This window comes from Micromonospora sp. RP3T, assembly GCF_003027925.1.
Classification (GTDB): domain Bacteria; phylum Actinomycetota; class Actinomycetes; order Mycobacteriales; family Micromonosporaceae; genus Micromonospora.
Genome location: NZ_PYPS01000038.1, coordinates 25987 through 38783 on the forward strand (window position 1 = coordinate 25987; position 12797 = coordinate 38783).

At 73.5% G+C, this 12797-nt stretch carries 12 protein-coding genes; 9 read left to right on the forward strand and 3 right to left on the reverse strand.

Features of this window, described 5'->3' with window-relative positions:
* Window positions 1–21 precede the first annotated feature (21 nt).
* The 3 genes from C8054_RS25870 (at window position 22) to C8054_RS25880 (ending at window position 3584) form a co-directional block, all read left to right on the forward strand.
* Window positions 22–927 carry a hypothetical protein gene (locus tag C8054_RS25870; protein ID WP_107161217.1) on the forward strand — a complete coding sequence of 302 codons (906 nt, stop codon included), beginning with the start codon at window positions 22–24 and terminating at the stop codon, window positions 925–927.
* A gap of 21 nt (window positions 928–948) precedes the next feature.
* Window positions 949–2340, forward strand: coding sequence for a cation:dicarboxylase symporter family transporter (locus C8054_RS25875; protein ID WP_107161219.1), 1392 nt, complete (start codon window positions 949–951; stop codon window positions 2338–2340).
* A gap of 206 nt (window positions 2341–2546) precedes the next feature.
* Complete coding sequence (locus tag C8054_RS25880) at window positions 2547–3584, forward strand: aminotransferase class V-fold PLP-dependent enzyme (protein WP_107161221.1); 1038 nt, start codon at window positions 2547–2549, stop codon at window positions 3582–3584.
* Between the two features lie 54 nt (window positions 3585–3638).
* On the opposite strand, the gene C8054_RS25885 is transcribed toward C8054_RS25880, so the two are convergent.
* Both C8054_RS25885 and C8054_RS25890 read right to left on the reverse strand, forming a co-directional pair.
* Window positions 3639–4160: a peptidoglycan-binding protein gene (locus tag C8054_RS25885; RefSeq protein ID WP_107161223.1), complete on the reverse strand. Its 522-nt coding sequence runs from the start codon at window positions 4158–4160 to the stop codon at window positions 3639–3641.
* Window positions 4161–4250: 90 nt separating this feature from the next.
* Complete coding sequence (locus C8054_RS25890) at window positions 4251–5423, reverse strand: acyl-CoA dehydrogenase family protein (protein WP_107161302.1); 1173 nt, start codon at window positions 5421–5423, stop codon at window positions 4251–4253.
* Window positions 5424–5561: 138 nt separating this feature from the next.
* On the opposite strand from C8054_RS25890, the gene C8054_RS25895 reads away from it, so the two are divergent.
* Window positions 5562–6638 (forward strand): zinc-binding dehydrogenase, encoded by a 1077-nt coding sequence (locus C8054_RS25895; protein WP_199199919.1) that lies wholly within the window; start codon window positions 5562–5564, stop codon window positions 6636–6638.
* On the opposite strand, the gene C8054_RS25900 is transcribed toward C8054_RS25895, so the two are convergent.
* Window positions 6622–7557 (reverse strand): TetR/AcrR family transcriptional regulator C-terminal domain-containing protein, encoded by a 936-nt coding sequence (locus C8054_RS25900; RefSeq protein ID WP_107161227.1) that lies wholly within the window; start codon window positions 7555–7557, stop codon window positions 6622–6624. The genes C8054_RS25895 and C8054_RS25900 overlap by 17 nt on opposite strands.
* 144 nt (window positions 7558–7701) lie before the next feature.
* Here C8054_RS25900 and C8054_RS25905 point away from each other — a divergent pair, with 144 nt between their 5' ends.
* From C8054_RS25905 to C8054_RS25925, 5 genes are all read left to right on the forward strand, one after another.
* Window positions 7702–8901, forward strand: coding sequence for an FAD-dependent monooxygenase (locus C8054_RS25905; protein ID WP_107161229.1), 1200 nt, complete (start codon window positions 7702–7704; stop codon window positions 8899–8901).
* Window positions 8902–9164: 263 nt separating this feature from the next.
* On the forward strand, window positions 9165–9926 hold the full coding sequence (locus C8054_RS25910) for an ABC transporter ATP-binding protein (RefSeq protein ID WP_107161304.1): 762 nt from the start codon (window positions 9165–9167) through the stop codon (window positions 9924–9926).
* Window positions 9913–10605: an ABC transporter ATP-binding protein gene (locus tag C8054_RS25915; protein WP_107161231.1), complete on the forward strand. Its 693-nt coding sequence runs from the start codon at window positions 9913–9915 to the stop codon at window positions 10603–10605. The genes C8054_RS25910 and C8054_RS25915 overlap by 14 nt, the downstream gene beginning before the upstream one ends.
* A gap of 44 nt (window positions 10606–10649) precedes the next feature.
* Window positions 10650–11906, forward strand: coding sequence for an ABC transporter substrate-binding protein (locus C8054_RS25920; RefSeq protein ID WP_107161233.1), 1257 nt, complete (start codon window positions 10650–10652; stop codon window positions 11904–11906).
* 1 nt (window position 11907) lies between these two features.
* Window positions 11908–12789: a branched-chain amino acid ABC transporter permease gene (locus tag C8054_RS25925; protein WP_107161235.1), complete on the forward strand. Its 882-nt coding sequence runs from the start codon at window positions 11908–11910 to the stop codon at window positions 12787–12789.
* Window positions 12790–12797 lie beyond the last annotated feature (8 nt).

The following is a 12797-nucleotide window of genomic DNA, read 5'->3' on the forward strand; positions in this document are numbered from 1 at the left end:
TGATCGGGCAGCATCGAAGGGATGCCACCCGATCATCTGCTGCACGTCCGTAATCTCGTGCCCGACGCGCTGGCCTGCCTGCGCGAATGCCGGTCCGCGCCGGCCGACAGCTGGCCGCGGCACTGGCGGTCCGGCTACCTCGACCGGCACCCGGACGTGTTCCGGATGCTCGACCGGGACGGCGACTGGTCCGAACCGGCGTCCGTGACCGCCGCCGTGGCCGGGCTCCGCGACCGGGTCGCCGACCTGGCCGCCCGCACCGAGGCGGTACGCGCACTGCTGCCCGCCGCCGTCGCGGACGCGGCCGGCGCGCTGGGCTGGTCCGGCGCGGGTGGACCGGTCGAGTGCGTGGTGCTGGTCGGGCTGCACCAGGCCAACGGCTGGGCCGACGACCTGGGCGGTCGCTACGCGCTCTTCCTCGCCGTCGAGCGCCTCGGCCCACCGGAGGACATCGGGCTGCTGGTTCGGCACGAGGCCGCGCACGTGGTGCACGACCGGTGGGCCGGGATCCGCGGCTGGCCCGAGCACGGGGTGGCGAACCAACTCTTCGCCGAAGGGCTGGCCACCCAGGTCACCGCCGAACTCGACCCGGGCCGGCCGCCGGAGGCGTACCTCTGGTTCGGCCGCCCCGGCCACCGGGCCTGGCTGGACGAGTGTCGCCGCCGCTGGCCGGAGATCCTGGGCCGGGTCCGGGCCGACCTGGACGCCACCGACCCGGACCACCACGCCGCCTGGTTCCGCACGCGGGACTCGCCGCTGCGCGGCGACCTGCCCGCGCGCAGCGGCTACCTGGTCGGGCTGGCGGCGGCGCGGCGACTGCGGGCGCGGCACGCCCTGCCCGAACTGGCCGCCTGGCGGCTGGACCGGGTCCGGGCGGAGCTGGCGACCGTGCTCGCGGACCTGCCCGCCCCTCGTGCGGATCGATGAGACCTGCCTCACAGTATGGGCATGGACACCACCACCTCCGCCCCCGAGGACGTCCGGCCGGCCCGCCGGGACCGGACCCGGTACCTCTACCTGGCGGTCATCGCCGCCGTCGTCGCCGGCATCGTGGTCGGCCTGCTCGCACCGGACGTCGGCAAGGCGCTGAAACCGCTCGGCACCGGCTTCGTGAACCTGATCAAGATGATGATCAGCCCGGTCATCTTCTGCACCATCGTGCTCGGGGTCGGCTCCGTCCGGCAGGCGGCCAAGGTGGGCAAGGTCGGCGGTCTCGCGCTCGGCTACTTCCTGGTCATGTCCACCGTGGCGCTGGCCATCGGCCTGGTGGTCGGCAACGTCATCCACCCCGGCGCCGGCCTGGACCTGGGGCCGGACGTGGCCGACGCGGGCCGGTCCGCGGCCGGCGAGGAGGGCGGCGGCACCGTCGACTTCCTGCTCGGCATCATCCCGACCACGCTGGTCTCCGCGCTGACCGAGGGCGAGGTGTTGCAGACCCTGCTGGTGGCGCTGCTGGTCGGCTTCGCGGTGCAGGGCATGGGCCGCCGGGGCGAGCCGGTGCTGCGGGCGATCGGCGTGCTCCAGCGCCTGGTCTTCAAGGTGCTGGCGATGATCATGTGGCTGGCGCCGATCGGCGCGTTCGGCGCGATGGCGGCGGTGGTCGGCGCCACCGGCGTGGACGCGCTGAAGAGCCTGGCGCAGATCATGCTCGGCTTCTACGCCACCTGCCTGATCTTCGTGATCGTGGTGCTCGGCCTGCTGCTGCGCCTGATCGCCCGGATCTCGATCTTCTCGCTGCTGCGTTACCTGGGCCGCGAGTTCCTGCTGATCCTGTCCACCTCGTCGTCGGAGTCGGCGCTGCCCCGGCTGATCGCGAAGATGGAGCACGTCGGCGTCAGCCGGCCGGTCGTCGGCATCACGGTCCCCACCGGCTACTCCTTCAACCTCGACGGCACCGCGATCTACCTGACCATGGCCGCGCTCTTCGTGGCCGACGCGCTGGGCAAGCCGCTCGCGGTCGGGGAGCAGATCTCGCTGTTGGTGTTCATGGTGATCGCGTCCAAGGGCGCGGCCGGCGTGACCGGCGCCGGGCTGGCCACGCTGGCCGGTGGCCTCCAGTCGCACCGGCCGGACCTGGTCGACGGCGTCGGCCTCATCGTCGGCATCGACCGGTTCATGTCCGAGGCCCGGGCGCTGACCAACTTCGCCGGCAACGCGGTGGCGACCGTGCTGGTCGGCACCTGGACCGGGGAGTTCGACCGGGACCAGGCCCGCGCCGTGCTCTCCGGCGACCGCCCGTTCGACGAGACCAGCATGCTCGACGAGGACGACGACCGCCCCGCCGACCCCGGAACCCCACCGGCCCCCGACCGCCCCCTCGCCACCTCCACCACCCCCTGACCCCGCCCCGCCCTCTCGCGTGATCTTGCACTTTCTGCCCCGGCGAAACGGGCGAAGCACCCACCGCAGGGGCCGAAACCGCAAGATCGGCGAGGGGAGGGTGGGGAAGGGAGGGATGGGAGGGAAGGGCAGGGAGGGCAGGGGTGGGCCACGGGGGTGGGATTGGCGGTGTCGGGTGGAGGGGTGGGGTGGTTAGCGTCGGTGACATGGAGCTGGAGCAGGCACGGAAGTTGTGGCAACCGGAGCCGGGCTGGTTGAACACCGCCACCTACGGGTTGCCGCCCGATCCGGTGTGGACGGCGATGCAGCAGGTGCTCGCCGACTGGCGGACCGGCCGGGTGTCGTTCGAGGTGTGGGACGAGTCGGTCGGGCGTTCCCGGGCCGCGTTCGCCCGGCTGGTCGGCGTGGACCCGGCCGACGTGAGCATCGGCGCGGCCGTCTCCCAGTTGGCGGCGCCGATCGCGGCGTCGCTGCCGGCGGGGGCCACGGTGGTGGTGCCCGAGGTCGAGTTCACCTCGATCCTGTTCCCCTGGTTGGTGCAGGAGGAGCGCGGCGTGCGGGTGCGCACCGTCCCGCTCGACGGTCTGGTCGACGCCATCGACGCCGACACCGACCTGGTGGCGTTCAGCCTGGTGCAGTCCGCCGACGGCACGGTCGCCCCGTACGACGAGATCGTCGCGGCGGCCCGGGCGCACGATGCGTTGGTGGTGGTCGACGCCACCCAGGCCTGCGGATGGCTGCCGTTCGCGGCGGACCGGGCGGACGCGGTGCTGGTGGGGGCGTACAAGTGGTTGATGGCGCCGCGCGGCTCGGCCTTCGCCTACCTGGCCCCGGCGCTGCGCGAGCGGATGCGTGCCGACGCCGCCGGTTGGTACGCCGGCCGCGACCCGAGCGCCTCCTTCTACGGCCTGCCGCTGCGGCTGGCCGACGACGCCCGCCGGTTCGACATCTCCCCGTCCTGGCTCTGCTACGCCGGTGCGGCGCCGGCGCTGGAACTGCTCGCCGAGCTCGACCCGGTGGCGGTGCGCGACCACGACGTGGCGCTGGCCAACCGGTTCCTGGCCGGGCTGGGGCGACCACCCGGCGACAGCGCGATCGTCACCGTCGAGGTGCCGGACGCGCAGGAGAAGCTGGCCCGGGCCGGGGTACGGGCGGCGGTGCGGGCCGGTCGGGTGCGCGCCTCGTTCCACCTCTACACCACCGAGGCGGACGTGGACCTGGCACTGGAGGCGCTGACCGACTGACCGGGCGGGGCGGCCGGCGTGCCCGGAGTGGGACGCCGGCCGCCCCGCCCGCCTTCAGGAGCAGATGCTGAAGTTCGCGGACGTGTAGGAGAGCAACCGCCACTCGAGGTCGGGACCGAGGCTCATGTCCCACCTGCCGTCCGCCTGGCGTCCGAGGTGGACGAGCCTGCTGCCGACACCGTCGTAGTAGTACCACCCCTCGCCCTCCCAGACGCCGAGGCGGGTCGCCGCCTTGGCCAGCGTCCTGGAGCCGACGACGCCGTCGCTGACGAGACCTCGGGCGCTCTGCCACTGCTTGGTGGCGGCCGTCGTGGCCGGCCCGAACCGGCAGTCGACGCCGGAGCGGGCGAGATACCCGTCGGCCCACAGGATCATCTGCCACATGGCGACGACGTTGCTGTGCGAGCGCGTCGACGCGGAGACGGGACCCTCGTCCCCCCAGTCGTCGGTCCAGGTGCCGGAGCCCGCGATGTACCCCTGGCTGACGTTGGCCGACGCCGGCCCGGTCGAAACGGCGAGTGTGCCGAACGTGACGACGGCCATCGCCGCCGCGAGGGCTCTGATTCGAGTGCGCATGAGCGTCCCTTCTGCCTGCCGGTGGTTGTGCCGGAGACACGTGTCGCGAGCGTCTCCGGTTGCTCTCCGTCAGGGTTCGGACACCCCGGTTCAGGCCAGGTGGCCGCCGATCCTCGTGTAGCCGCGCAGCAGGTCCCGCGCGATGATCAGCCGCTGCATCTCGTCGGTGCCCTCGAAGATGCGGTACAGGCGCACCTGCCGGTACCAGCGCTCGATCGGCAGCTCCCGGGTGTAGCCCATGCCGCCGTGGATCTGGAGCACCCGGTCCACCACCCGGTTGACCATGCCGGCGCCGTAGAGCTTGCCCATCGAGGAGGCGTGCCGGGGGTCCAGCCCCTGGTCGACGGTCCAGGCCGAGCGCAGGATCAGCCAGCGGGCGGCCTCCAGTTCGGTCTCCGAGTCGGCGATCATCCACTGGATGGCCTGGTTGGTGGCGATCGGCGCGCCGAACGTCTCCCGGGTGTTGGCATGGTCGATCGCCATCTGGAGAGCCCGCTCGGCGATGCCGATCGCGTGCGAGGGGATGGTGTAGCGGCCCTTGCCGATCCACTCCATGCCGAGCGTGAAGCCCTGACCGATCTCGCCGAGGATGTTGCGGTGCGGCACCCGTACGCCGTCGAAGACCAGCGCGGCGGGGCCGCCCTCGCCCATCGTCGGGATGAACTCCGACCGCCAGCCCATCGCGCGGTCGACCAGGAACGCGGTCGCGCCGCCGCGCCGGGCACCCTTCTCCGGGTCGGTGACCGCCACCACGATGGCGAAGTCGGCGTCGTTGCCGCCTGTGATGAACGTCTTCTCGCCGTCGAGGATCCAGTCGTCGCCGTCGCGGCGGGCGCGCAGCTTGATGTTCGCCGCGTCCGAGCCGGCCCCGGGCTCGGTGATGGCGAAGCAGGAGATCCGGTCGCCGGCGATGGTGGGGAGCAGGAACTCGCGCTTCTGCGCCTCGGTGGCGTGAAACAGGATGTTGTCGGCCTCGCCGCCGAAGCGGAACGGCACGAAGCTGCGCCCCAGCTCCGTCCAGATCAACGACTGCGTGACCGCCGGCAGCGCCATCCCGCCGTACTCCTCCGGAGTGGCCAGCCCCCAGAAGCCGAACGTCTTCGCCTTGAGCTGGAGTTCGCGCAGCTCGGTGCGGTCCAGGCCGGGGCGGTGGGCGCGTTCGCGACGCAGCAGCTCCGCCTCCAGCGGCATCACCTCGCGGGTGACGAACGCGCGGACGGTGTCGCGGATCGCGCGTTCCTCGTCGGACAGGGCGAAGTCCACGGTGCCTCCTCGGGTCGGCGTCGGCTCCAAACTAGTCGGGGGTAGCGTCGAGGACCCACCGTCGATCTCCGCCCCGAAGGACGCCATGGATCCCGTCGCCACGCCGCCCGTCCCGCGCCCGCTGCCGGCGGTCCGGCGATGAGGGCGCTCGTGGTACGCGGCCGGGGCGCGACCCCGGCCGTCGAGGAGGTGCGCCTGCCCGCCCCGGGCCCGGGTGAGCTGCGGGTCCGGATCCGCGCGGCCGGCCTGTGCCACTCCGATCTGGCCATGGTGCAGGGCACGTTGACGCCCGGGTACCCGCTGGTGCTGGGGCACGAGGCGACCGGCGTGGTGGTCGAGATCGGGCCGGGCACCGCGTTGCCAGTGGGCACGCCGGTGGTGCTCAACTGGGCGCCCGCCTGCCGCGACTGCTGGCACTGCCGGCACGGCGAGCCCTGGCTCTGTGTCGCGAACGGCGCCGCCTCGGTGCCGCGCGGCGAGACCGCCGACGGGGAGCCGGTGCAGGTCACGCTCGGGCTCGGCGCGCTCGCCGAGGAGGTGGTGGTGCCGGAGCGGGCGGCCGTGCCGGTGCCGGCCGGGCTGCCGCCGGCGCAGGCGGCGCTGCTGGGCTGCGCGGTGCTCACCGGCACCGGCGCGGTCCGCAACACCGCCCGGGTCGCCGCCGGCGAGTCGGTCGCGGTGATCGGGCTGGGCGGCGTCGGGCTGGCCGTGCTCACCGCCGCGCGCCGGGCCGGCGCGGCGCCGATCCTCGCCGTCGACGTGGTGGCGGCGAAACGGGAGCTGGCCCTGGCCGCCGGCGCGACCGACTTCCTGCCCGCCGACGACGCGCTGAGCCGGGAGATCCGGGCCCGCACCGACGGGCGCGGGGTGGACCACGCGTTCGAGTGCGTCGGCCGGGCCGCCACCATCCGCGCCGCCTGGCGGGCGACCCGGCGCGGGGGCGCGGTCACCGTGGTCGGCATGGGCGGCCGGGACGACCTGCTCAGCCTCTCCGCGATGGAGATCTTCCACTCGGCGCGGACGCTGCGCTCCTCGGTCTACGGCTCGACCGACCCGGACCGGGAGGTGCCGGAGCTGGCCGCCGCGCTCGCCGCCGGTGACCTCGACCTGGCGCCGCTGGTCAGCGGCACGGTGTCGCTGGCCGAGGCGCCCGCCGCGCTGGAGCGGCTGGCCCGGGGCGAGGGCGCCCGCTGGGTGGTCACGTTCCCGGAGTGAGCCCGCCGTCGACCAGGACCGCGACGCCGTCGAGCAGCCGTCGTAGGCCGAAGTCGAAGACCGTCTCCAGGTCCAGGTCGACGCCGCCGGCGGTCAGCGCGTCCATGGTGGCGAGCCGGCCGCCGGTCATCAGCCGGTGGAACGTGTCCTGCTGCCGGTCCACCCACTCCTCGTCGGTGAGCCCGGTGTCCTGCACCGCCCGCGCGCCGGCCTCCAGGTTGACCGCGACGCCCTTCACGTACGCCATCAGCGTGATCGCCACATGCCAGCGCGCGTGGCGGTCCAGGCCCAGGCCGGCGGTGGCCCGCAGCGCCCGGTCGGTGTGCGCCATGCCGTGCGGCAGCGGCTGCGGCCGGGCGATGGTGATGACGTGCGGTACCCAGCGGTGCCGCCGGTAGATCGCCCACTGCGCCCGGGCCAGCGCCTCCAGCCGGGCCCGCCAGCCGGCCGGCTCGACCGCCGGCAGCGGCGCCTCGGCCAGCGCCGCGTCGACCATCGCCAGGATCAGCTCGTCCCGGCTGCGCACGTGCCGGTGCAGCGCCAGCGTGGCCACGCCCAACTCCGCGGCGACCGACCGCAGCGAGACCGCGCCGAGCCCGCCGGCGTCGGCCAGCGCGACAGCGGTCCGGAGCACCCGGTCGCGGCTCGGCTCGGGTCGCGACCGCGCCGGCCGGGCCGGGCCGGTGGGCTCGGCCACCACCGTGCCGGCGCCGGGCCGGGTGAGCACCAGGCCGTCGTCGCGCAGGCGGGCCAGCACCCGGGTCGCGGTGGCGATGGCGATGCCGTGTTCGCGGGTGAGCTGCCGGGCCGAGGGCACCCGGTCGCCCGGTCGCAGCTCACCCCGCTCGATCCGGTGCCGGATCTCGGTGGCGATCCGTTGGTACGGCGGCTGCGGCCGCGGTCCGCGCTGCGCTGGCATGCCGGCACCTCCGCGCCGAAGCGTACTAGTGCGGTGGTGGTCCTGGGGCCCGTGCGCGGGGGGCGTACTAGGTCGCGGCGCCTCCCGCCGGCCGGGTGGACCTAGCGTCCGACCCGACCGACGGGTGCGAACAGGGGAGACCCGATGAACGAACCGACAGTGCTCATCTCCGGGGCCGGCGTGGCCGGCCCGGCGCTCGCCTTCTGGCTGGCCCGGCACGGCTGGGCGGTGACAGTGGTGGAACGCGCGCCGGGGCTGCGTCCCGGCGGGCAGGCGGTCGACGTGCGGGGGACCGCCCGGACCGTGCTCGACCGGATGGGACTGACCGACCGGGTCCGGGCCGTCGGCGTCCGCGAACACGGCATGGCGTACGTGGACGCGCGCGGCCGGACCCGGGCCCGGCTGCCGGTGGCGGCGTTCGGCGGGGAGGGGATCGTCGCCGACCTGGAGATCCAGCGCGGTGACCTGGCCCGGCTGCTGTACGAGGCGACCCGCGACCACGTCGAGTACGTCTTCGACGACTCGATCGAGACGCTGACGCAGGACGCCGACGGGGTGCGGCTCACCTTCGACCGCTCCGCCCCGCGCACCGTCGACCTGGTGGTCGGCGCGGACGGCTCGCACTCCCGCACCCGGGCATTGGCGTTCGGTCCGGAGTCGGCGTACGTCCGGCCGCTCGGGGCGTACCTGGCGTACTTCTCCACCCCGGGGTCGGACGCCGACGGGTGGTTCCGGATGCACAACGCGCCCGGCGGTCGGGTGGTCGGCGTCCGGCCGACCCGGGACGGCCGCACCGCGGCGCTGTTCAGCTTCCGCTCCGACGCGCTCGACGTGGACCGGCGGGACCGGGCCGCCCAGCAGCGGCTGCTGGCCGAGCGGTTCGCCGACGTGGGCTGGCGCGCGGCCGAGCTGCTGGCCGCCGCGCCCGCCGCCACCGACTTCTACTTCGACAGGTACGCCCAGGTGCGGATGGACTCGTGGCACGCGGGCCGGGTCGGGTTGCTCGGCGACGCGGCCTGGTGCCCGTCCCCGTTGACCGGGCAGGGCACCAGCCTCGCGCTGGTCGGCGCGTACCTGCTGGCCGGCGAGCTGACCGCCGCCGGGGGCGACCACCGGACCGGTTACCGGCGGTTCGAGGAGCGGCTGCGGGCGCACGTGGCGAAGGGGCAGGAGATCCCCGGCGGTGGGCTCGCCGGGTTCCTGCCGGCCGGCCGGGCCGCGATCCGGATGCGGGACGCGTCGATGCGGGTGCTGGCGTCCCGGCCGATGCGCGGGCTCGCCACCCGGCTGTTCTTCAGCCATGCCGACGGGCTCGACCTGCCGGAGTACGCCGCCTGCCGGTGAGCCGGCCGCCGGGCCGGGCCGGTCGTGGTGCGGGCCGGGCCGGTCGGGGCCGGTCACGGTGGCCGGGCCACATGTCGACGGCCGCCGATGGGTCGGCAGTGCCCGGCGCCTGTGGAGGTCCGCCCCGTGCCGGCCGGGGGGAATGTGTGGCGCATCGACATGGTTCGACCCGTTCGACGCCCCGTAGGTTTCCTGCACGCGACGGCCCTGTGACCCCGGTCACCGACCCGGCCGTGGCGGACGGACCTGCGGAGGGTGAGGCGATGGCCGGGCAAGCGATCCTGTCGGCCCGTGGGCTGACCCGGGACTTCCGGGGTTTCCGGGCCGTCGATCGCGTCGACCTGGACGTGGCGTCGGGCACCGTGCACGCCCTGGTGGGCCCGAACGGCGCCGGCAAGACCACGCTGTTCAACCTGCTCACCGGCTTCCTGCCGCCCAGCGGCGGCCGGATCGAGCTGGACGGCCGGGACGTCACCGGGCTGCCCCCGGAGCGGGTGGCCCGGCTCGGCGTGGCCCGGTCGTTCCAGATCACCAGCCTTTTCCCGCAGCTCGGCGCGCGCGAGCACGTCGAGCTGGCGCTCCAGTCGCCCAGCGGGCTGGGCTGGCGGTTCTGGCGGTCGGCGAAGCTGATGCGCCGCTACCGGGAGCGCGCCGACGAGCTGCTGGCCATGGTCGGTCTCGCCGACCTCGCCGAGGCACCGGCCGAGGCGCTCGCGTACGGGCGCAAGCGGGCCCTGGAACTGGCCATCGCGCTCGCCCTGGACCCGAAGGTGCTGCTGCTCGACGAGCCGACCGCCGGGATGGGCCTGGAGGACGTCGACCGCACCGTCGAGCTGATCGCCACCGTCCGCGCCGGACGCACCGTGGTCATGGTCGAGCACAACATGAGCGTGGTGGGCCGGCTCGCCGACACGGTCACCGTTCTGCAGGCCGGCACCGTACTGGTCGAGGGGCCGTACGAGCAGGTCCGCGCCGACGAGCGGGTCATCACCGCCTACCTGGGAGCCAGCGATGCTGCGCATTGAGAACCTGTCCGCCTGGTACGGCGAGGCCCAGGTGCTGCGCGAGGTGAGCCTGGAGGTGGCCGCCGGCGAGGTGGTCACGCTGGTCGGGCGCAACGGCGCCGGCAAGTCCACGCTGCTGCGGAGCGTGATGGGGCTGCACCCCGGCCAGCGCGGGACGGTGCACCTCGACGGGCGGGACATCAGCCGGCTGCCGGCGTACAAGCGGGCGCGGGCCGGGCTCGGCTGGGTCCCCGACGACCGGGGCGCGTACGCCACGCTCACGGTCACCGAGAACCTGACGCTGCCGCCCCGGGTCGGCCCGGACCCGTGGCCGCTGGCGCGGGTGTACGAGGCGTTTCCCGCGCTGCACGCCCGGCGCGACTCGGCCGCGACCATGCTCTCCGGCGGCGAGCAGCAGATGCTCGCGCTGGCCCGGGTGCTGCGCATGGGCGCCCGGCTGCTGCTCTGCGACGAGCCCACCGAAGGGCTGTCGCCGCTGCTCGTGCAGCAGGTCGGCGACCTGCTGCGGGAGGCCAAGCGGCACGGCGTGACCGTGCTGCTGGTGGAACAGAACCTGCACTTCGCCACCGGCGTCGCCGACCGGCACTACCTGCTGGCCGAGGGCCGGATCGCGGAGGCGATGGAGAACACGGAGGTGCGCTCGCGGGAACGCGAGCTGCTGGCGTACCTCGGGATCTGACAGTCGACGGCCGAACCCGCGCGGACCGCGCGGCGATGAAGGGGATGACCATGCGTAGGAGCGTGGGTGTGGCCGCCGCCTCGGCGGCGGCGCTGCTGGTGGCCGGCTGCGGCGGGGGTGGCCCGCAGTCCGGCGGCGACTCGAAGCTGACCGGCGACAAGATCGTGCTGGGCGTGCTCAACGACCAGTCGGGGGCCTACTCGGAGCTGTCCGGGCGCAACTCGGTCAAGGCCGTGGAGATGGCCATCGCCGACTTCAAGGCCAAGCACGGCGACGACGCGGTCACCAAGGACATCAGTGTGGAGACCGCCGACCACCAGAACAAGCCGGACGTGGCCAACAGCAAGGCCCAGGAGATGGTCGACCGCAAGGGCGTCGACGCGATCCTGGACGTGCCGACCTCGTCGGCCGCGCTGAAGGTCGCCGACGTGGCCAAGGAGAAGAAGAAGCTCTACTTCAACATCGGTGCGGCGACCACGGACCTGACCGGCAAGAGCTGCAACAAGTACACGTTCCACTACGCGTACGACACCTACATGCTGGCGCACGGCACCGGCACGGTGACCACCGAGCAGGTCGGCAAGAACTGGTACATCCTCTACCCGAACTACGCGTTCGGACAGGACATGGAGAAGAGCTTCACCGCCGCCATCGGCGCGGCCGGCGGGCAGGTCGTGGGCAAGGACGGCGCGCCGTTCCCGAACACCAGCGGCGACTACTCGTCGTTCCTGCTCAAGGCGCCGACGCTGAACCCGAAGCCGCAGGTGCTCGGCACCATGCAGGCCGGCGCGGAGCTGGTCAACGTGGTGAAGCAGTACAACGAGTTCAAGCTGCGGGAGAAGGGTGTCGGGCTGGCCGTCGGCCTGATGTTCATCACCGACATCCACTCGCTCACCCCGGCCGCGCTGGCCGGCACCACCTACACCGACGCCTGGTACTGGAACTTCGACAAGCAGAACCGGGAGTGGGCGGACCGGTTCCAGTCCGAGACGGGGACCCGGCCGTCGTTCGCGCACGCGGCCAACTACTCCGCCGCCATGCAGTACCTGGAGGCGGTGCAGGCCGCCGGCACCGACGACGCCGACGCCGTGGTCAAGGAACTGGAGGGCAAGGAGATCAACGACCTGTTCCTGCGCAACGGCAAGATCCGCGCGGAGGACCACCGGGTCGTCCACGACGCCTACCTGGCCCAGGTGAAGCCGCAGGCCGAGGTCAAGGAGCCGTGGGACTACGTGAAGATCCTCAAGACCATCCCGGCGGCCGAGGCGTTCCGCGCCCCGTCGGCGGACTGCAAGCTCTGACATGTCCGGCTTCCTGCAGAACACGTTCAACGGGCTGGTGGGCGGGGCGTTCTACGCCCTGCTCGCGCTCGGGCTCGCGGTCATCTTCGGCATGCTCCGAGTGGTGAACTTCGCCCACGGCGCGTTCTACATGCTCGGCGCGTTCGGGGCGTACGTGCTGCTGGCCGAGGCGGGCGTGCCGTTCTGGGCCGCGTTGGTGATCATGCCGCTGGCGCTGGGCCTGCTCGGCATGGCGCTGGAACGGGCGGTGATCCACCGGCTCACCCGGCTCGACCCGCTCTACAATTTCCTGCTCACCTTCGGCCTGACGCTGATCCTGCAGGACCTGGTCAAGTCCCGGTACGGCGTGCAGTCCAGCCCGTACGCCACGCCCGCCGAGCTGAGCGGGACCGTCGACTTCGGGCTCTTCGACTTCCCGACGTACCGGGTGTTCATCCTCGGCTTCACCGTGCTGCTCTGCGCGGCGGTCTGGTGGGTGCTCGGGCGGACCCGGATCGGCATGGTGGTCCGGGCCGCCACCGAGCGGCCGGAGCTGACCCGGGCGTTCGGCATCGACGTGGGGAGGTGGGTCACCCCGGTCTTCGGTTTCGGCATCGCGCTCGCCGGGCTGGCCGGGGTGCTCGCCGCCCCGATGCGGGCGGTCAACCCGCTGATGGGCGCCGACCTGATCATCGTGGTCTTCGCGGTGGTGGTGATCGGCGGGCTCGGCTCGATCTTCGGTTCGGTCGCCGCCGGCTTCGGCATCGGCCTGATCCAGGCGTGGGGCGAGGCTTACCTGTCCGACTACCCGCTCGTGTCGCAGACCGTCGTGTTCGTGGTGATGGCCGCCGTGCTGCTGTGGCGCCCGGCCGGCCTGTTCGGCCGAGAGGAGGCTCCGGCATGAGCGAACGC